Below are 19,959 nucleotides of genomic sequence, written 5' to 3'. Positions count from 1 at the left end.
CCATTTATAGAAAGTTGAATTACCCATGCCATATTTACGACAGAGCTCCTTGACAGGAATACCGGCTTCAGCTTCTTTTAAAATAGATACAATCTGATGTTCAGTCATTTTTTTCATAATTAAATCCCCTTTACTTTTATCATAGAGAATTTTCTACTTTTTTGCTGTACTATTTTAGGGGATAGTTACATAAATAATCGATATTCCTGAAAGGAACTCTATTAATTTTTGTTTTACTTGTAAATTTGAATATTTCTGTGCTTTGGAATTTTTTGCCTGTTGTTGTAATTGCATGTTTAACTGTATCGACAAAACTGCCGCAGTCGGATCGCTCCAAGCCATCCCATTAGTCACATACGGATACAGGGTCACCCCACCCAGTTCAGCTGGCTAAAGCATCATAATATCTGGAAAGATTGTAAAATAAGCTGGTTTCTCTGTCTAAATATTGTTATTGATACCTGAGATTTTGCGCTATTTAAATTTAAATGCCTAAATTGAAAATTCTCTGAAGATAAATTAAGACGGCAAGCTAAATGGTATAACAAAACCAGTCTAGGCCAAATACTGCATGTCGACACCAAGCAATCATATCTAAAATATAGGGAAACACCAAGACATTTAAAATTCATGATATAAAATATGATAAAGACAAAATAGGCAACAATTAACTAGATAAATCATTGTTACATAGTTATTTCATCTAATGACAAGCTAAAACTTGGAATAAAAACATCTAAAAAGTAATTCATTTCAGGGCTACTGCGTTCAGATAAAGTCTTTTTTAAACGTTGTTCAGCCAATTTAAATTCATTATTACCCGCGCTGAGTTCTTCAATCGTTTTAAGATAAGCACATAATGTATCCGCTTGTTTTACGATGCTTTTTTCTGCTTCATCATAAAAATCATCATCGATTAATGTTCTAAAATCATCTTGTAACTCTTTAGGGAGCATATTAATAAGTTTTTGTTGTGCTATTTTTTCAATCTTTTTATATTCAACCGTGATTTGCGGATTATAATACTTTGTAGGTGTTGGTAAATCACCGGTTATGACTTCTGAAACATCATGATACATGGCTAATAATGCGATTCGCTCAGGATTCACATGACCGTTAAATTTTTTGTTTTTAATTATTGCTAAAGCATGTGCGACAAAAGCAACTTGTAAGCTATGCTCTGATACATTTTCGGTTCTTACATTACGCATTAAAGGCCAACGATTAATTAGTTTCAATCGTGACAAATGAGCAAAAAAATGGCTATTATTCATTTAATTATCTCTTTAATATAAAATAAAAACGCTCCCATCAAAAATAGGAGCGTTTATAATATCTAACAATATTACTTATGATTTTACGCTAGAATCAGCTGTTGAGTACCCAATGTAAGTGGCACTGTTTGCTCTTCTGTAAATGTCACATATTCCCATGCATCTTGTTTCGCTAACAATGCTTGCAATAATTGATTATTCAATGCATGACCAGATTTATAACAAACTACTTCACCAATCATATTATGACCGCTCATATATAAATCGCCGATAGTATCGAGCATTTTGTGACGTACAAACTCATCTTCAAAACGTAAACCGTCTTCATTAAGCACTTTGTAATCATCAACCACGATTGCACAATCTAAGCTACCACCTAGGCATAGGCCTTTAGACTGTAACGCTTCGATATCACGCATAAAACCAAAAGTTCTTGCGCGACTGATCTGGCGAATAAACGATTCAGACGAAAAATCTAATTGATAACGTTGCGAACTACTATCAATAGCCGGATGATGGAAATCAATAGTGAAATCTAATCTAAAACCACTGTAAGGCCTTACTTCAGCCCATTTATCTCCATTCTCAACTCGAACTGTTTCTTTTATACGCAAAAACTTTTTGAGTGCATTTTGTTCTGCAATACCCGCATCAAGTAATAAATAAACAAATGGGCTTGCACTACCGTCCATGATTGGTATTTCAGGAGCATTAACTTCAATAATAATATTGTCAATACCAAGCCCTGCTAAAGCAGAATTGATATGCTCAACAGTAGAAATACGAACATTGTCTTCGTTTATTAAACAAGTACAAAGCATGGTATCACGCACAGATTTTGCATCTACCGGAAAATCCACATATGGATTTAAATCAGTACGACGATAAATGATACCTGTATTTTCAGGCGCAGGACGTAATGTCAAAGTAACTTTCTTACCGGTATGTAAACCAACACCAGTTGCTTGAATAGTCTTTTTTAATGTTCTTTGTTTCACTTTGCACCTACTTTGTTATGTGTTCTTATCGATTTCGACAATAAAAAATCAAATAAGTTCATTTTAATTCGCTTGCTTACGGATAAAAGCAGGAATATCTAAAATCTCACGATTATCAAGAGGAGAAGCTGTTGGTTCATTAACAACTTTCGCTAATTTATCTTCTTGTTGACCTAGAGTATTACTTTGACCAAATAAATCATTGCGTGGCACAGGCTTAGGCATTTTAACTTCTGGACGTTTATCCATACCAATACCAGTTGCAACCACTGTTACTCGAATTTCATCAGACATATCAGGATCAAAAGTCGTACCAACAACAACGGTGGCATTGTCAGAAGCAAATGCTCTAACTGTACTACCTACTGTTTCAAACTCTTCTAAACCAAGATCTAGCCCTGCAGTGACATTGACTAATACACCTCGAGCGCCCGATAAATCGATATCTTCAAGCAATGGACTAGAAATTGCCATTTCGGCAGCTTCTTCCGCACGATTATCTCCGCTAGCTCGACCAGACCCCATCATCGCATAGCCCATTTCAGACATCACCGTTCTTACGTCAGCGAAGTCGACATTGATATGACCAGGTTTAGTAATAAGCTCAGCAATACCTTGCACAGCACCTTTTAAAACACCATTAGCGGCAGCAAAAGCATCCAGTAATTTAACGCCACGACCTAACACTTTTAATAACTTATCATTCGGAATAGTAATCAGTGAATCAACATGTTTTGCTAATTCAGAGATACCTTGCTCTGCAAAAGCCATTCGTTTTTTACCTTCAAAACCAAAAGGCTTAGTAACAACAGCAACCGTTAGAATACCTAATTCTTTTGCTATTTCTGCAACGACTGGTGCAGCACCTGTTCCAGTGCCTCCACCCATTCCAGCTGCTATAAAAACCATATCAGCACCTTCGATGGCACTACGGATAACCTCACGATCTTCTTCAGCAGAATTCCTACCCACTTCTGGATTAGCACCTGCACCAAGTCCTTTAGTAACATTAGTACCGATCTGGATAGTTTGACCTACCTTAATTCTTTTTAATGCCTGTGCATCGGTATTTGCCGCAAAAAACTCAACACCTTCAATATGCTCAGCAATCATATGCTCGACAGCATTACCTCCGCCACCACCGACACCAATAACTTTAATGACTGCTGCTGGTTCATCATCTGCAACCATAGGCTCAAACATAACTTATCTCCAAATTTACGATCTAGGCACATTGTACAGATAATCATCTACAATGTCCACGAAGTTCTTGAAATATATTAGCTAAAACTCTTTTTTAAACCAACCGGTCAATCGTTTAGCTATCCCTTTTAATGATGATTTATTACTATCTTTTGCATCATCATTTAATAAACTTTGTTTTCCATAATGTAATAGCCCTATCGTTGTTGAACAATAAGGTTTTTGTACATAGTCTGTTAATCCAGATATATTCAATGGCTGCCCAATACGAACTTGATTTTGAAAAACTTTTTCAGCACACTCGACCATTCCTTTTATTTGTGCAGCACCACCAGTTAATACAATACCTGCCGCTAATTGGTATTTGATATTTTGTTTTTTAAGTTCTTCTTGCAATGTAAGTAACTCTTTTTGTACCAACGAGAGAAGTTCTGAATAACGTGGTTCAATTACATCAGCTAGAGTTTGTCGTTGTAGTGAGCGAGAAGGTCTACCACCTACACTTGGTACATCAATAACTTCATCTTTACCAATTAGCGAACCAACAGCGCACCCATAACGAATCTTAATATTTTCAGCATCCATTGGCGGTGCACCAAATGCATAGGCAATATCACTCGTCACAACATTACCCGCATAAGGAATGACAACTGAATGACGTAAAGCACCACCAGTATAGACAGTCACATCCATTGTGCCGCCACCTATATCAATTACGCAAACGCCTAGTTCTTTTTCGTCATCCGTTAAAACTGCATAGCTAGAAGCCAATCCAGAAAAAATAAGCTGATCTACATTCAATCCACAACGTTCAACGGCTTTAACAATATTTCTAGCCATATCATTATGACAGGTGACTAAATGAACTTTGGCTTTCATTCTTACCCCTGATAAGCCAATGGGGTTTTTAATGCCTTCTTGTAAATCAATAGAATATTCTTGTGCAATGACATGCAAAATACGGTGCTCATCTAAAATTCTAACTGATTTTGCTGTATGGATAACATTTTCTACATCTTCAGCCGTTACTTCTTCATCCGATATTGGCACCATCCCTATTTCATTTTGGCAACGAATATGTTTACCTGAAAGGCTTAGATATACTGAAGATATTTGGCAATCAGCCATTAATTCTGCTTGATCAACCGCTCGTTGGATTGATTTAACGACAGACTCAAGATCGTTTACACCGCCTTTATCAACCCCTTTTGATGGGCAATGCCCTACGCCAATAATATTAACAATACCATCAGGAAGAACTTCACCAACAAGAGCAAGTACTTTGGATGTACCAACTTCTAGTCCAACAACCAATTTTTTTTCTGTTGCTTTCATACTTCAGCCTTAATTTATTCCTTACTGCACCATTTTTCTTTTTGCACTGAAATACCATTTTCGTAACGTAAATCAGCTACCGTTATTCTTTCATTTTCTGGCACTCTTGATTGAATTTCTGGAAATAATTTAATAAATTGTTGATATCGCTGTTCAATGTTTTCACTACCTAACAGCAACTTCATTTCCTGATTTTCAAAGCAAGTACCAGATATGCACTGTTCTACCATCAATTGCCATGCATTACGCTCATCAGTTATAGCCGCTTTAATATGTAATGCCAACTGATTATTAGCTAATTTTTTAGAAAGATTCTCTAACTTATAATAAATTTCTAATGCTGGTTTTGCTTTGCCCTCAGGACCGTATAGCCTTGGCAATTGTAATGTGGCAATACGATCAAGTGGCACGCTAAAAACATTGCCATTTTTATCCAGTAAAAATAGGTCATTCCAATAAAGCACGGGTTTATATTCTTCCACATAGACAATTAACCTGTCTGGCCACTGCTTACGTATACTGGTTTGTTTAACCCATGGAAATCGCATCACTTCTTGCTGTATATCATTAACATCTTGTCCAATATAGGTATTAGGTAACCCTAATCCTAGAATGGCTTTCCGAAGATCATCCTCGGTTGTATAGGTATGTTCTCCACTTAACGTTAATTGCGACAATACCATTTGTTCGGGATCATCCATCCAATTTTTAAAGCTTTGAACTACCCAAATACTAATGAAAATAATCATAATAAAGAACAAAAAGCCGATCAATTGTTCTGTATTACGAAAAATAAGCAGCCGCCTTTTATTTTTATCATCTCGTCTATGCGCTGCTTGCCGAACTTGTTTCATAAAATAAGGCCAATTATAGCGTTGCCAAATTTAAGATTCTGGCTACAAGTTCATTAAATGACCAACCATGTTGTTTGGCTGCCATTGGCACTAAGCTATGATCAGTCATACCAGGTGCTGTATTCACTTCAAGCAAGTACGGATTTTGATCCGCATCGAACATAACATCGATCCGTCCCCAGCCTCTGCATCCAACCGCTTTATAAGCATCTAATGCTAATTTGCGAATCTGTTGTTCTTTGTCATCTGGTAATCCACTTGGACAAAAATATTGTGTTGAGTCCGATAGATACTTTGCATCATAATCATAAAATTTGGTAGTGGGTTTAATTCGAATTGCAGGTAAAACTTCTTCACCGACAATTGCCATTGTAAATTCTGGACCAGCTAAAAATGATTCAATCATAACCGCATCATCATATTGAAACGCCATGTAAATCGCACTTTTCAATTCAGAGGCTTCATTAACCCGAGCCATACCTACACTAGAGCCTTCATGAATTGGTTTTACAAATAACGGTAATCCAAGTTGTTTTACAATAGCATCAATATCAACCATCTGCGATTTATTAACCATAACATAGTCAGCAACAGGTAGGCCAAGCGCTTTCCAAACTAACTTAGTCTTTAACTTATCCATAGTCAGCGCGGATGAAAGAACATCGCTACCGGTATAAGGGATATCTTGATAAGTCAATATTGCTTGAATGATACCATCTTCTCCACCACGTCCGTGTAAAATATTAAATACTTTTGTAAATCCATCTTCTTTTAATTGTGTGATAGCGTAATTTTTCGTGTCAATAAGATGGGCATCAATACCATTTGCCAATAATCCTGCATGTACAGCTTTACCTGACTTAAGAGACACTTCTCGCTCAGCAGAGGTACCACCATACAATACAGCAACTTTATCAACCATTTTTATAAAACCTCTTTTGAAAATAATTGAGTTTTGGCTAGTTGACGAGCAATACGACCAACACTACCAGCACCTTGTGTTAATAATAAATCTCCACCTTGTAATATCTCTTTCATAATTTCAGGTAAGATATCTAAATCTGAAACATAAATAGGATCAACTTTACCTCGATTACGAATTGAACGGCATAAAGATCGGCTATCAGCCCCAGCAATAGGCGGTTCACCCGCTGAATAAACATCTAACATCACAAGCGCATCAACTTGAGAAAGTACTTGGGCAAAGTCATCAAATAAATCACGAGTTCGTGTATATCGATGTGGTTGAAATAACATAACTAAGCGACGATCAGGCCAACCATTTCTAGCAGCTTGAATTGTTGCATTAACTTCACTTGGATGATGACCATAATCATCAACCATCATAATATCTCCACCATCAGCATGAGGAAAAACACCTAACAAATCAAAACGTCGACTAGTACCTGCAAATTTAGCTAATGCATTTATAATTGATTCATCATCAATACCATCTTCGGTTGCAGCAATAATTGCCGCTGCCGAGTTCAAAGCATTATGTTTACCCGGTGCGTTTAATTCTATATGTAGATCTTTATGATTTGGACGACAAACAGTGTAATAACTTACACCTCGCTCTTGACGGTAATTTTTGATAACAACGTCCGCTTTTTCATTAAATCCATAAGTAATAATTTTACGTCCTACAATAGGTAACAGCTCACGGTTAATCGGATCGTCATAACACATAACAGCTAAACCATAAAAAGGTAGATTATGTAAAAATGAAATAAATGTTTGTTTAAGGTTTTCAACGCTGCCTTGATAAGTATCCATATGATCAGGTTCAACATTGGTTACAATTGACACCATTGGTTGCAAATGAAGAAACGATGCATCACTTTCATCGGCTTCGGCAATAAAATAACGACTGCTACCTAATTGAGCATGAGTTCCTGCCGCTTTTACTAATCCCCCATTAACAAAAGTTGGATCCAGTTTTGCTTCAGCATAAATCGCAGTTACCATCGCGGTTGTTGTGGTTTTACCATGTGTGCCAGCAATAGCGATTCCATAGCGAAAACGCATTAATTCAGCGAGCATTTCAGCTCGTTGAATGACTGGTATACGCGCTTGACGAGCAGCAACCACTTCAATATTATCTTGTGAAATAGCCGAAGATATAACAACAACACTAGAATCAATCACATTTTCAGCAGCGTGACCAATGACAATTTTTGCACCTAACGTTTCTAGATGTTGGGTCACCGCATTTTCAGCAATATCTGAACCGCTAATTTCGTATCCTTCATTAGCTAGAACTTCAGCAATTCCCCCCATACCCGCGCCGCCAATACCCACAAAGTGAATATGTTTGACTCGTTTCATTTCAGGAATAATTGCCCTTAACTCCGCTAATTCCCTTGTATTCACTATCGAACTCCTAATTATTCTTTTGTTGTGCAGTGTATCGCGTCATATCATCATTGAATATTTGTATCGCAATTATTTTTCTTGGTCCAAACAAATCATTGACCCAAACATGCACCTAACCTGAAACTTTTTGGCAAAATTATTACATAAACTTATATCATAAACTAATCATTTTATCACTGACTCAAGGGTTTGTGCCACTTTTTCAGTGGAATTTACAATTGAGAGACTTTTAGCTTTAATTGCCATTTCAAGTAATTTGTCGCGATGTAAATTTAATAATAAATTTGATAACGATTCAACATTAAAATCTGGTTGCTCTATAATATCAGCCGCCCCTATATCAGCTAATGATTTTGCATTCCAAAATTGCTGACGATCTTTATGCATAAACGGAATAAAAATAGCACCAATACCGACAATTTGAATTTCACTAACAGTTAAAGCCCCACTGCGACAAATTACAATATCTGCCCAACTGTATGCACCGGCAACATCAGATATAAATTCAGTCACTTTATTATTTGTCATATCACAATCTTGATAAGATTGCATTACTGAATTTAACATTCCTTTACCCGTTTGATGCCATACCACATATTTATCCGACAACTTTGTTATCACTTGAGGCACAATGTCATTAAGAACTTTAGCGCCTTGGCTTCCTCCCATGACTAATACTCTAATTGGTCCATGACGATCTTTGAATCGTTCTTCAGGTTGTGCAACAGTTAAAAGATCATTACGCACAGGATTACCAACTACTTCAGCCTTAGGGAAAGCGGTAGGAAATGCTTGCAAAACTTTAGTGGCAATTTTAGCTAGCCACTTATTAGTTAATCCTGCAATGCCGTTTTGCTCATGTAATACAACTGGTATGCCAAGGGTTTTGGCGGCGATCCCTCCAGGACCAGAAACATATCCTCCCATACCTAAAACAACATCAGGACGATAGTTTTTTAAAATCTTTCGAGCTTGTAAAACTGCTTTTAGAATTTTATAAGGCGCTTTTAATAGTGCCATCATACCTTTGCCTCGTAACCCTGATATTTCGATAAAATCAATATCAATACCATTTTCGGGGACAAGATGTGCTTCCATTCGATCGGCGGTGCCTAACCATCTTACTTGCCAACCTTGCTTCATTAAATAATGCGCAACAGCAATACCCGGAAAAACATGCCCTCCTGTTCCCCCTGCCATAACTAATAATTTTTTCATTACTTTAATAACCTTATTCTTGCTTGCGCTTGTTGTTGTCTAAATTCAAAATCTATTCTGAGTAATATGGCAACCGCAATACTCATCACGATAAGACTTGAACCACCATAACTAATAAATGGTAAGGTTAATCCTTTAGTCGGTAACATACCTGATGTAACACCAACGTTAACAAACGTTTGAAAACCAAACCATATACCAATTTCACAGGCCAAATAACCTGAAAACAATGAACCTTCATTCAAAGCCCGATAACCAATTGTAAGCGCCTTAAATGTTAAAAAGAAAAGTAATGACAATAAAGCAACCACACCTATATATCCATACTCTTCAGAAATAATTGAAAAAATAAAATCAGTATGGCATTCAGGTAAATATCCCAATTTCAAGATAGAATTTCCCATACCTTGACCGGTAATTCCTCCACTACCAATTGCCATTAAAGATGCAACTAATTGATAACCAGAACCTGTTGCATCTTGCCAAGGATCAAGAAAGGTCAATAGCCGAGTTAAGCGATAGGCTTCATATAAGATCAAGCAAATCACCGCACCGACCCCTGTTAGCAAAATAGCAATAAATTGCCACAATTGAGCACCAGCAATAAATAAGATACCAATAGTCACCATAAACAAAACAATAACTGTACCCAAATCAGGTTGCTTAAGTAATAAAATTGAAAGTACTGCCATGACAACCATTGGTTTAAAAAATCCCCAAAAACCACTTTGCACTTCTTCGGATTTACGAGATAAGTAACCCGCTAAAAATAAAAAGAGTGCTAATTTTGAAAGCTCTGCTGGTTGAAAATTGAATACACCTAAGGGTATCCAACGAGATGCGCCATTAATTGAAGATCCAATGCCTAGCACAACGATCAACATAATAATAGCAATAATTAGTAACACTGAACCAAACTGCTGCCAACGTTGCATCGGAATATACAACGTAATAAACATTAAAAATAGTGATAGTCCTAACTGAATAAGCTCTCGTTGTGTATAAAAGAAAGGATTACTTTCGCTAAATGACATCGATGCTGATGTGACCATTATCAGGCCAAATATCATTAAACCAAACACAGTCCAAAGTAATGAATTATCAAATGGTATATTTGGATTAACTTGTTTTTTTATCCAAAAAAATGTCATTGTTTACTCCTATGAACATATTCTTTGACAAGTTTGGCAAATTGGTTTCCTCGATCAATATAATTTTTAAATTGATCGAGACTTGCACAAGCTGGAGAAAGTAAAACCACATCATTTGCTACTACTTTTTGTGCAATAATTTGTATGGCATCCGCCATTGTTTCAGTCATTGTTGTGACAGCTGGTGCTAATTTAGCTAACAAATTACGATCACGACCAAAACAGAAAACTTCAAGATTATTATTCAGTAAATAAGGAATTAAAGGCGAAAAATCCGCTGATTTTCCATCTCCTCCTAATAATAAATATAATTTGCCCTGACAAACAACGCTTTTCAAGGCCGCTTCCGTGCTCCCCACATTAGTCGCTTTAGAATCATTAATCCATTTCACACCATTTTGCTCAAAAACTAATTCAAAACGATGCGGCAAACCTTGAAATGAAGCGATTGTTGCTAAACTTGACTCTCGAGCAATATTTAATTTATCTGCTATAGCCAAAGCAGCTAAGGCATTAAGATAATTATGACAACCAACTAGCTTCATCACTTTGGTCGATAAAACAGGACTATTTTGAGCAATTAAATGTTCACATTGACTATCTAAATGGTAATCACCCATTTTTAATCCAAATGAGACACAAGCATGTTGCTTAGATATTGGTGATGTAAATTTATCATCATAGTTAGTGACACAATATTTTGCATTATGATAAATGCGTTGTTTAGCCTCGGTATATTGCATTAAACCAAGCGGATAGCGATCCATATGATCTTCTGAGATATTTAAAATTGTTGCAACTGTCGCTTGTAAACTGTAAGTTGTTTCTAGTTGAAAGCTTGATAATTCGAGCACATAGATATCGTAATCCTGCTTTAAAAGGGATAGTGCAGGTTCGCCTATATTCCCGCCAACACCGACTTTAATACCCGATGATTTAATGATATCACCAACAAGGGTTGTTACCGTTGTTTTACCATTAGCACCTGTGATAGCGACAATTTGTTTATTGGATTGTGCATTTACTTCACGGCAAAATAGCTCAATATCACCAATAATTTCAACCCCTTTTTTAGCTGCTTGTTGCAGTTCGGGCGTAGATAAAGCAATACCAGGGCTGGCAATGATTAAGTCAGCGTCAAGCAACCAATCAATATTTAATTCACCTAAATGGTAAGCAACACGTTCGTCTAATTGCTCAATCCCTGATGGAGATGAACGCGTATCAATAACTTTAGGTATAACATTTTGAGCAAGAAAATACTCAACACAAGAAAGCCCTGTGATGCCTAACCCAATAATAACAACATTTTTGCCCTGATAGCTAACCATGATTCCATCCCGATTTATTCTTAATTAACGCAACTTCAAGGTTAATAAACCAATCAATACCAACATTAATGATATAATCCAAAACCGAACAATAACGCGAGGCTCAGGCCAACCTTTTAATTCATAATGATGATGAATCGGCGCCATTTTAAATATCCGTTTACCGCGTAATTTATATGAACCCACTTGTAAAATTACTGATAGTGTTTCAATAACAAATATTCCGCCCATTATCAGTAATAAAAATTCTTGTCTTAATAAGACTGCAATAATACCAAACACACCGCCCAAAGCTAACGACCCAACATCGCCCATAAAAACCATAGCTGGATATGTGTTAAACCATAAAAAGCCAAGTCCCGCACCAATAATTGCGGTGCAGACAATCATCAATTCACCACTAAATTTAATATAAGGAATATGTAAATAGGCAGCAAAATTAACATTACCTGTTGCCCAAGATACGAGAGCAAAACCAGCTGCAACAAAGACAGTTGGCATAATGGCAAGTCCATCAAGTCCATCGGTTAAATTCACAGCATTACCAGCGCCAACAATCACAACATAAGTAAGCAGAATAAATAATAACCCCAATTGTGGCATAACATCTTTAAAAAAGGGTAAAACCAGTACTGTTACTGCGCTATCTTTCCCATAAACATATAGACCAAAAGCAACAATTAATGCAATAACCGACTGCCAAAAATACTTCCATCTTGCAATAAGACCGGCACTATTTTTACGAATCACTTTTAAATAATCATCGGCAAATCCAATAATGCCATAACCAATTAAAACAAATAAGGTAACCCAAACATAAGGATTACGAAGATCTGCCCATAAAAATACCGATAAGATAATCGATGCTAAAATAAGCACGCCCCCCATAGTTGGCGTACCTTTTTTACTTAAATGTGATTCGGGTCCATCATGACGAATAACTTGCCCAATTTGCAATTTTTGTAAGCCATCAATCACTTTCTGACCAAAAAATAAAGAAATCGCTAAAGAAGTTAATAATCCTAAAATGGCTCTTACTGTTAAATAAGAGATAACATTAAAAAAGGTAAAATGTTTCACTAAATATTCTGATATCCACACCAACATAATTTTAATCCTAACTCACTATTGTTCAATTTGAATTTTTTCGATGATTTCTTCCATTTTGGCACTACGTGAACCTTTAACTAGCATAGTTAAAGTTGGATATTGACGTAATAACGTTAACAGAAAATTCACAGCATCTGGTTTATTGTTAAAATGGTGACCCACACCACTATATTGACTAATAAATTGACTTAATTTACCGACACTCACAACACAGTCAAGTTTTTCATCATGAGCAAGTTCACCAATTTGTCGATGATATTTTTCAGCTTCAACCCCTAATTCTCCCATATCACCAACAACCAATACTCGATATCCTGCTTGTTTTGCCAAGGTTTTCACTGCCGCCGACATTGAACCAACATTAGCATTATAAGTATCATCCCAAATTAATTGGGTTTGATTTAATTTTATTGGAAATAACCGACCTTTTACTGGTTTTAAAGTAGCTAAACCTTGCTGAATCTGACTAAAGGTTGCACCAACAGAGATCGCTAAAGCTGATGCCGCAATAGCATTTGCAACATTATGTTGTCCAACTAGCGGTAATACAATTGCGCATTCACCTTTTGGGGTATGTAATGTAAATGTCGTTTGTTGAGCATATTGAATATTACTCGCATAAAAATTGGCTGATGAGTTGGCCAACGAAAATGTCCAAACTGTTTTATTTGTTAGCTGAGCAAACCATTTATCTGAGCAACTATCTAAATTAATAATAGCAATACCATCATTAGGTAATCCTTGAAAGATTTCACCTTTAGCTTTTGCCACACCTTCAAGCGAACCAAACCCTTCGATGTGTGCTTCAGCAATATTATTAATTAAAGTACTTTGCGGTTGAACAAGATTAGTAGTATAGGCAATTTCACCAATATGATTAGCACCTAGTTCTATTACTGCAAATTGGTCTTGCTTGGTTAAGCGCAGAAGTGTTAATGGCACACCGATGTCATTATTGAAATTACCTTGAGTATAAAGAGTCTGACCGCAATTTTGCAAAATGGCTGCTGTCATTTCTTTAACTGATGTTTTACCTGATGAGCCTGTCAGTGCCACAATTTTGGCTGTACTTTCTTGGCGGACAAAATTCGCAATTTCCCCTAAAGCTAAGCGAGTATCTTTGACAACAATCTGCGGTATTGCCTTATCAATTTTATGATCGACAATCACAGCTATAGCACCGTCTTTGATAGAAAGCTCAGCAAAAGCATGCCCATCAAAATTATCACCAACAAGTGCAATAAACAACGATTGTTTAACGATTTTTCGTGAATCAGTACAAATAGAATCAATCACAACACTTTCATCTGGGATATGATAAGATTTACCATTCACTATTTTTTTTATTTGCTCAATTTCTAATGGAATCATGGTTGATTCTCTACTCCTAAAAGCTTTTTAACTGTTTCTTGATCTGAATAGTGATATTTAGTTTTACCCACTATTTGATAATCCTCATGCCCTTTACCTGCAATTAAAATTACATCATTAGTTTTAGCTTGTTTTAACGTTTGTGTAATGGCTTGCACCCTATCGGTAATTATGTATAGGTTGTCGGTATGATGTAAACCTTGCTGAATATCCTCAATAATTTTCATCTCATCTTCAGTGCGTGGATTGTCATTAGTCAAAACAATTTTATCGGCAAACTGTTCTGCTATTGTAGCCATTAAAGGTCTTTTACCGCTATCCCTATCACCACCACAACCAAAAATCACCCATAAAGTTCCTTTACAATGAATTCGACTTGCTTGTAATGCTTTTTGTAATGCATCAGGAGTATGCGCATAATCGACAATGACCGTTGGACTATTTTTAATATGCAATACTTCCATTCGTCCACAAATAGGTTTCAAAAAAGAAGCCATATTAATTACCGCAAAAAATGGAAAATCCAATGTTAAAAGCGTAGCTATAGCTAATAATAGATTTGAAACATTAAATTCACCTAATAATCGACTATGAATAATGGCATTTCCCCAACTTGACTCCATATGAATTTGGGCACCTTTATCATGATAATCAATCATAGAAACCCCAACATAAGGTATATTTAATGCTTTTAATCGGCGCAATGACTTAGGTTGACATGATACTGCTGTCACTTGAGAAAGTTTTTCAATCCAACGTTTACCATATTTGTCATCATAATTAATAATCGATTTACCAGCAGTTAAAACTTTTTTTTCTTTTTCATCAGAAGTAAATAATGACCATTTTGCTTTAGCATATTTACTCATGGTTTTATGGTAATCAAGATGATCACGACTTAAATTGGTAAATACGGTAGCTACGCAATTTAGCCCTTTAACGCGATCCATTGCAAGACCATGAGAAGAAATCTCCATGGCCACAACTTTGACCTGTTTTTTTACAAAATCAGCTAATAATGTTTGCACATCTATTGCCGAAGCTGTCGTATTAGCTGATGGCTCAATTTGATTATAAATTCCGTTACCAATAGTGCCTAAAATAGCTGTTTTGTCATTAAGTAATGTTGTACATTGCGCAATGAGCTGGGTAACTGTTGTTTTTCCATTAGTCCCTGTTACGCCAATAACCGACAATTTTTTCGATGGTGAATGATAAAACTCATTGGCGATTAATGATAAACGTTGCGAAAGTTGAAAAACACTGATTTGTGGGATGACCGGTTTATTATCTTTTTTAAGATAGTCAATTTTTAGATCATTCGATTTTCTTTTTGTTTCAATCAAGATAACAGCTGCACCTGCTGAAATGGCTTGAGGAATAAATGTTCGCCCATCAACGGTATGCCCCTTGATTGCAACAAAAACATCATTTTTTTTCACTTTACGACTATCAATACGCAAATGATTAAGTGGGAAATCGTTTAATTTTAGATTACGACTTCCACCTAATAATTCAAATAATGTTTTAAATGAGCTTGTAGCCATCATTTCCACCTATTAATAAATAATCATTTGGCCATCAACTTGGCGATCTGGTTTTACATTCATCGTTCTAAGCACGCCGCCCATAATTCGGCTAAAAACAGGAGCAGAAACCGATCCGCCATAATATTGACCTGCTTTTGGATTATCAATCACAACGACAAGGGAATATTTTGGCTCTGTTGCAGGCGCAATACCTGCGGTATACGCTAAATATTGATTAACATATCGCCCACCCGATAATTTTTTTGCTGTTCCTGTTTTAACACCAACACTGTAACCAGGAACCGATGCTTTGGTTCCTCCACCAGTAACAGCTACCGCTTCCATTAATTGAACTACTGTTTTAGCCTCTTTTTCAGCAACTACACGTTGACCTTTTACCGGTTCTGTGACTTTTAAAATTGATACCGGTCGATAAATTCCATAACTACCAATGGTCGCATAAGCTCTTGCTAGCTGTAACGGTGTAACACTTAACCCATACCCAAATGCAAATGTCGCTCGTTCAATATCAGCCCATTTTCTGGTTCTATCAGCTGCAATTGAGCCACTAACCTCACCACCTAAACCTAACCCCGTTGGTTGACCAAGTCCAAAGCGGCTATAGAACTCTACAAGATCGCCCTGCTGCATTTGTAAAGCTAATTTACTTACTCCAACATTACTTGATTTTTCCAAGATACCAGCCAAATTGAGTGCTTTTTGATATGACACGTCCTTAATTTCATAGCGATTAACATAAAATGGTCTAGTGTCAATAATAGTATTTAAATTAGCTATTTTCTTTTCTAAAGCTGCCATTACCACTAAAGGTTTAACCGTAGAACCAGGCTCAAATGCATCAGTGACAGCTCTATTTCTCAATAAATTATAATCAATTGATGAACGATTATTAGGATTATAAGATGGACTAGTTGCCATTGCTAAAATCTCACCGGTATGTACATCAATCAATACCGCTGTTCCACTGTCTGCTTTATTAAATTCAACTGCTTGACTAAGTTCGCTATACACCAGTGATTGTAAACGTTCATCGATACTTAGTGTTAAATCTGATGCTGTTTCACTTTCTGTACGCTCTAATTCTTCAATGACACGACCTACTCGGTCACGTCGCACTACTCTCTGCCCAGATTCGCCAATTAACCATTTATTAAAGCTTTTTTCGATACCCTCAGAACCTTTTTCGGTACCATTTTCATCAATATCTGTTAAACCAATTAATTGAGCTATATTTTCTGCCGCTGGGTAATAACGTTTAGATGTTTTCGCAAATGATATTCCCGGTAGTTTTAGTTTTTTTAAATAGTCAGATATTGTTGGCGTTACTTGCTTAGACAAATAAACAAATCGCATTGATGGATTACCCAATTTTTGCGCTAATGTCGACATTGGGATATTTAACGTTTTAGCTAACCCTTGCCACCTGATATCGTCTGCTTTAACGCCTCCCTTTTTTACAACAATTTTAGGATCTGCCCAAACATCAAACATTGGCACACTTACTGCTAATGCACGACCGTTACGATCGGTGATCATTGCCCTTGGCGCATCCATTTCTTGGTGACGAAGCGAACGTTTATTACCTTCTGCAATAAGTTTATCGGGTTCAATAATTTGCAACAATGTCATTCGGACAATAAGACAAATAATCGCAAAAATAATAAAACCGTATACAATATAAAAACGATTAGGAGTAAAATATTGCTTTTTACTATTCAACTTATTGGTTTTATTTGTTTTAGTCGTCTTTTTTGCTTTGTTTTTTTTATTTTTAGTGACGGATTTCATTATTTACTCTTTATCACAATAACTGTTTCATTTTGCGGCGTCACATAAGACATACCTAATTGATTCTTCGCTCTTTCTTCTACTCTCTTGGGATCTGCAAGGACATTTTCCTCAATAACTAAATTTCGCCATTCGCTTTCTAATACATCTTGTTCCAATAAAAGTTGCTCGCGTTCAAATAGCTGTTTACGAACCTGTTGCGTTGTTATTAATACAGCACCAGCAGAAATAATAATCATTACAAGTAACATCAATGAAATTTTTTGATGGCCAAACAAATCAGCAATAATTAAACCAAATAAACTCCTACTTGGTCTTCTTTGAATATCTTTATCAATGTCGATTTTATCTGGAAAAGTCTCATTGTATTGGTTGCTATTCATCTTTCCTTTCTGCTACCCTTAATAGTGCGCTTCGAGAACGCGGGTTATTATTAATTTCAATAGTATTTGGCTTAATTTTGCCAAGAGATCTTAATTTAGCACCACCATATTGTTTTATTTGTTGTTCTGTTAGTGGTAATCGAGCGGGTAAATCCGGACCTTTACTCTGTTTATTAATAAATTGCTTTACAATTCTATCTTCTAGAGAATGAAAGCTAATAACAGCAAGCCTTCCATGATTGGCAAGAATAGATAAACTACTGTTTAATACTTGCTCAACTTCTTCCAATTCGCTATTAATATAAATACGAATAGCCTGAAAACTACGTGTAGCTGGATGCTTATTTTTATCTTTTCTTGGTGTTGCTTTTTCAATTAAATTAGCCAACTCCAAAGTACGGGTGATCGGCAAAACTTTATTCTGCTCCACGATCGCTCGAGCAATACGCTTGGCAAACTTCTCTTCACCAAATGTCTTTAACACCCACGCGATATCGTCTTCATCACTGCTGAGTAACCATTCACTTGCTGTTAAACCTTTATGGTTATTCATACGCATATCAAGTGGTCCATCACGCATAAAAGAAAATCCCCTTTCGGGGTCATCAAGCTGTGGCGATGAAACACCAAGGTCTAACAAGATGCCATCAATCTTACCCATTAGTTCAAGTTTATCAATATATTGGTACATATTTGAAAACTCACCACGAATAAAAGTAAATCGAGGATCTGTTATCTGTAAAGCAACTTGCTCAGCACGCTCATCACGATCAATAGCAATCAACCGACCTTGTGTACCAAGTTGTTCAAGTATTAAACGAGAATGACCTCCTCGCCCAAAAGTACCATCAACATAAATGCCATCCTTTTTTATATTTAATGCGTTTACAGCTTCGTTTAATAAAACCGTTGTATGTTGATAATCCATCAATTTTTTACTCTTATTAAATAGTTAAACTTTTCAAATTATCTGATAAGTTTTCAATATCGGTTGGTAATGCAGCAATATCATCGTTAATTTGTTGATACCAAATCGCCTCATCCCAAATTTCAAATTTATTAGATTGACCAACAAACATTGTATTTTTTTCTAATTTTGCATAAGTACGTAACGTAGGTGGCAATAAAATTCGACCTGAGTTGTCCATCAAACACTCAGTTGCATAACCCAATAACAATCGCTTAATTCTACGTTCAGCTTCTACAATCGTTGATAATGTTGCAAGCTGTTGTTCGATACATTTCCATTCAGACAGAGAATAAAGCGTCAAACAAGAATGGTATAAACCAATTGTGCAAACCATACCTTCAGACAAAGATTCACGGTAACGAGTAGGAATTGCTAACCGTCCTTTATTATCTAAATTGACCGAAATTGCACCACTAAACATGAAAGTACCATTATTTATAAATTTCTTGTTAATTTTTATTTAATATAAATCATCAAGTTAATTAAATAATCTATTTTTACCACTAACCCCCACTTTTTACCACAAATTATCACAAAATAATAGGTTGTTGGTTAATTATTTATAAAAGATTGGTTTTCTTCCTCAAAATGAACAAATATCACAAAAAATCATAGAGGGAAACATATTATAGTTAAAAAATTTAAAGGACAGTTTAAAACAATAATTGGTAAATTGTGCCTTAACCAATGCCTACCTTTTTATAGGCGAGTTAGCTAAACATTTTGGAGTAGGCGAAGCAACATTAGATGAGTGAATTAGCTAGTTTTTACGACACAAAAAATTATCTATATCAAAAAAATATTAGGGGCTGTTGATCTTTGCTGCACATAAATTACTCAACAATACATTGGCAGCCACATTAACATAAATGCCAGTGATACCATACTGGCATAATTCCTTTCTAACTTATCGTATCTAGTTGATATTGAACGATATTGCTTGATTCTAGCAAAGGCATTCTCGACTAAATGACGATAGCGATAAAGGCACCTATCCATACTGCTTTTATCTATATCCTTACCATAATTACGTTTAGCAATCACCGT

The 19,959-nt window shown here is 36.0% G+C and carries 20 protein-coding genes; all 20 read right to left on the bottom strand.

The window, feature by feature from the left end; all coding sequences use genetic code 11:
- The coding region (locus tag ACYIAM_RS12585) for a transposase (protein ID WP_483747552.1) at positions 1-117 on the bottom strand (117 nt) is incomplete at its 3' end.
- A 57-nt stretch (positions 118-174) separates the two neighbouring features.
- On the bottom strand, positions 175-372 hold the full coding sequence (locus tag ACYIAM_RS12580) for a hypothetical protein (RefSeq protein WP_483748505.1): 198 nt from the start codon (positions 370-372) through the stop codon (positions 175-177).
- A 314-nt stretch (positions 373-686) separates the two neighbouring features.
- Complete coding sequence (gene yfbR, locus ACYIAM_RS12575; RefSeq protein ID WP_174796596.1) at positions 687-1,274, bottom strand: 5'-deoxynucleotidase; 588 nt, start codon at positions 1,272-1,274, stop codon at positions 687-689.
- Between the two features lie 83 nt (positions 1,275-1,357).
- Positions 1,358-2,272: a UDP-3-O-acyl-N-acetylglucosamine deacetylase gene (gene lpxC / locus ACYIAM_RS12570; RefSeq protein WP_483748504.1), complete on the bottom strand. Its 915-nt coding sequence runs from the start codon at positions 2,270-2,272 to the stop codon at positions 1,358-1,360.
- A 63-nt stretch (positions 2,273-2,335) separates the two neighbouring features.
- Positions 2,336-3,475 carry a cell division protein FtsZ gene (ftsZ, locus tag ACYIAM_RS12565; RefSeq protein ID WP_174796597.1) on the bottom strand — a complete coding sequence of 380 codons (1,140 nt, stop codon included), beginning with the start codon at positions 3,473-3,475 and terminating at the stop codon, positions 2,336-2,338.
- Between the two features lie 81 nt (positions 3,476-3,556).
- Positions 3,557-4,810 (bottom strand): cell division protein FtsA, encoded by a 1,254-nt coding sequence (gene ftsA / locus ACYIAM_RS12560; RefSeq protein ID WP_174796598.1) that lies wholly within the window; start codon positions 4,808-4,810, stop codon positions 3,557-3,559.
- Positions 4,811-4,824: 14 nt separating this feature from the next.
- The gene (locus ACYIAM_RS12555; RefSeq protein WP_483748503.1) at positions 4,825-5,664 is read right to left on the bottom strand and encodes a cell division protein FtsQ/DivIB; all 840 of its coding nucleotides are present in this window, start codon (positions 5,662-5,664) and stop codon (positions 4,825-4,827) included.
- Between the two features lie 13 nt (positions 5,665-5,677).
- The gene (locus tag ACYIAM_RS12550; RefSeq protein ID WP_483748502.1) at positions 5,678-6,586 is read right to left on the bottom strand and encodes a D-alanine--D-alanine ligase; all 909 of its coding nucleotides are present in this window, start codon (positions 6,584-6,586) and stop codon (positions 5,678-5,680) included.
- A 2-nt stretch (positions 6,587-6,588) separates the two neighbouring features.
- Positions 6,589-8,037, bottom strand: coding sequence for a UDP-N-acetylmuramate--L-alanine ligase (gene murC, locus ACYIAM_RS12545; RefSeq protein ID WP_174796601.1), 1,449 nt, complete (start codon positions 8,035-8,037; stop codon positions 6,589-6,591).
- A gap of 168 nt (positions 8,038-8,205) precedes the next feature.
- On the bottom strand, positions 8,206-9,258 hold the full coding sequence (gene murG / locus ACYIAM_RS12540) for an undecaprenyldiphospho-muramoylpentapeptide beta-N-acetylglucosaminyltransferase (protein WP_483748501.1): 1,053 nt from the start codon (positions 9,256-9,258) through the stop codon (positions 8,206-8,208).
- Positions 9,258-10,409 carry a cell division protein FtsW gene (gene ftsW, locus ACYIAM_RS12535; RefSeq protein ID WP_483748500.1) on the bottom strand — a complete coding sequence of 384 codons (1,152 nt, stop codon included), beginning with the start codon at positions 10,407-10,409 and terminating at the stop codon, positions 9,258-9,260. Before ftsW ends, murG begins: the two co-directional genes overlap by 1 nt.
- Positions 10,406-11,740, bottom strand: a complete 1,335-nt coding sequence (murD, locus tag ACYIAM_RS12530; protein ID WP_483748499.1) for a UDP-N-acetylmuramoyl-L-alanine--D-glutamate ligase — start codon at positions 11,738-11,740, stop codon at positions 10,406-10,408. The genes ftsW and murD overlap by 4 nt, the downstream gene beginning before the upstream one ends.
- A gap of 24 nt (positions 11,741-11,764) precedes the next feature.
- Positions 11,765-12,847, bottom strand: a complete 1,083-nt coding sequence (gene mraY, locus ACYIAM_RS12525; protein WP_065638459.1) for a phospho-N-acetylmuramoyl-pentapeptide-transferase — start codon at positions 12,845-12,847, stop codon at positions 11,765-11,767.
- A gap of 18 nt (positions 12,848-12,865) precedes the next feature.
- The gene (gene murF / locus ACYIAM_RS12520; protein ID WP_483748498.1) at positions 12,866-14,221 is read right to left on the bottom strand and encodes a UDP-N-acetylmuramoyl-tripeptide--D-alanyl-D-alanine ligase; all 1,356 of its coding nucleotides are present in this window, start codon (positions 14,219-14,221) and stop codon (positions 12,866-12,868) included.
- Positions 14,218-15,768, bottom strand: a complete 1,551-nt coding sequence (gene murE, locus ACYIAM_RS12515) for a UDP-N-acetylmuramoyl-L-alanyl-D-glutamate--2,6-diaminopimelate ligase (RefSeq protein WP_483748497.1) — start codon at positions 15,766-15,768, stop codon at positions 14,218-14,220. Before murE ends, murF begins: the two co-directional genes overlap by 4 nt.
- 12 nt (positions 15,769-15,780) lie before the next feature.
- Positions 15,781-17,559 (bottom strand): peptidoglycan glycosyltransferase FtsI, encoded by a 1,779-nt coding sequence (gene ftsI, locus ACYIAM_RS12510; RefSeq protein WP_483748496.1) that lies wholly within the window; start codon positions 17,557-17,559, stop codon positions 15,781-15,783.
- A complete protein-coding gene (gene ftsL / locus ACYIAM_RS12505) occupies positions 17,559-17,942 on the bottom strand; it encodes a cell division protein FtsL (protein ID WP_483748495.1) in 384 nt (127 codons plus the stop codon). Before ftsL ends, ftsI begins: the two co-directional genes overlap by 1 nt.
- Complete coding sequence (gene rsmH, locus ACYIAM_RS12500) at positions 17,935-18,870, bottom strand: 16S rRNA (cytosine(1402)-N(4))-methyltransferase RsmH (RefSeq protein WP_483748494.1); 936 nt, start codon at positions 18,868-18,870, stop codon at positions 17,935-17,937. The genes ftsL and rsmH overlap by 8 nt, the downstream gene beginning before the upstream one ends.
- A gap of 16 nt (positions 18,871-18,886) precedes the next feature.
- On the bottom strand, positions 18,887-19,333 hold the full coding sequence (gene mraZ, locus ACYIAM_RS12495) for a division/cell wall cluster transcriptional repressor MraZ (RefSeq protein ID WP_174796610.1): 447 nt from the start codon (positions 19,331-19,333) through the stop codon (positions 18,887-18,889).
- Positions 19,334-19,749: 416 nt separating this feature from the next.
- The coding region (locus ACYIAM_RS12490; protein WP_141671378.1) for a transposase at positions 19,750-19,959 on the bottom strand (210 nt) is incomplete at its 5' end.

The sequence above is a fragment of the Gilliamella sp. X-60 genome (assembly GCF_057063585.1).
Note: the sequence above shows the minus strand (reverse complement) of the source record. Positions and strands in the feature narration are given on the sequence as shown.

What these genes read in the sequence shown, in the direction of transcription:
- mraY (WP_065638459.1), bottom strand. Translation starts at nt 12,847, where the DNA reads ATGTTGGTGTGGATATCAGAATATTTAGTGAAACATTTTACCTTTTTT.
- murE (WP_483748497.1), bottom strand. Translation starts at nt 15,768, where the DNA reads ATGGCTACAAGCTCATTTAAAACATTATTTGAATTATTAGGTGGAAGT.
- murF (WP_483748498.1), bottom strand. Translation starts at nt 14,221, where the DNA reads ATGATTCCATTAGAAATTGAGCAAATAAAAAAAATAGTGAATGGTAAA.
- ftsZ (WP_174796597.1), bottom strand. Translation starts at nt 3,475, where the DNA reads ATGTTTGAGCCTATGGTTGCAGATGATGAACCAGCAGCAGTCATTAAA.
- murD (WP_483748499.1), bottom strand. Translation starts at nt 11,740, where the DNA reads ATGGTTAGCTATCAGGGCAAAAATGTTGTTATTATTGGGTTAGGCATC.
- murG (WP_483748501.1), bottom strand. Translation starts at nt 9,258, where the DNA reads ATGAAAAAATTATTAGTTATGGCAGGGGGAACAGGAGGGCATGTTTTT.
- ftsA (WP_174796598.1), bottom strand. Translation starts at nt 4,810, where the DNA reads ATGAAAGCAACAGAAAAAAAATTGGTTGTTGGACTAGAAGTTGGTACA.
- ftsL (WP_483748495.1), bottom strand. Translation starts at nt 17,942, where the DNA reads ATGAATAGCAACCAATACAATGAGACTTTTCCAGATAAAATCGACATT.
- mraZ (WP_174796610.1), bottom strand. Translation starts at nt 19,333, where the DNA reads ATGTTTAGTGGTGCAATTTCGGTCAATTTAGATAATAAAGGACGGTTA.
- ftsW (WP_483748500.1), bottom strand. Translation starts at nt 10,409, where the DNA reads ATGACATTTTTTTGGATAAAAAAACAAGTTAATCCAAATATACCATTT.
- rsmH (WP_483748494.1), bottom strand. Translation starts at nt 18,870, where the DNA reads ATGGATTATCAACATACAACGGTTTTATTAAACGAAGCTGTAAACGCA.
- yfbR (WP_174796596.1), bottom strand. Translation starts at nt 1,274, where the DNA reads ATGAATAATAGCCATTTTTTTGCTCATTTGTCACGATTGAAACTAATT.
- ACYIAM_RS12555 (WP_483748503.1), bottom strand. Translation starts at nt 5,664, where the DNA reads ATGAAACAAGTTCGGCAAGCAGCGCATAGACGAGATGATAAAAATAAA.
- ftsI (WP_483748496.1), bottom strand. Translation starts at nt 17,559, where the DNA reads ATGAAATCCGTCACTAAAAATAAAAAAAACAAAGCAAAAAAGACGACT.
- ACYIAM_RS12550 (WP_483748502.1), bottom strand. Translation starts at nt 6,586, where the DNA reads ATGGTTGATAAAGTTGCTGTATTGTATGGTGGTACCTCTGCTGAGCGA.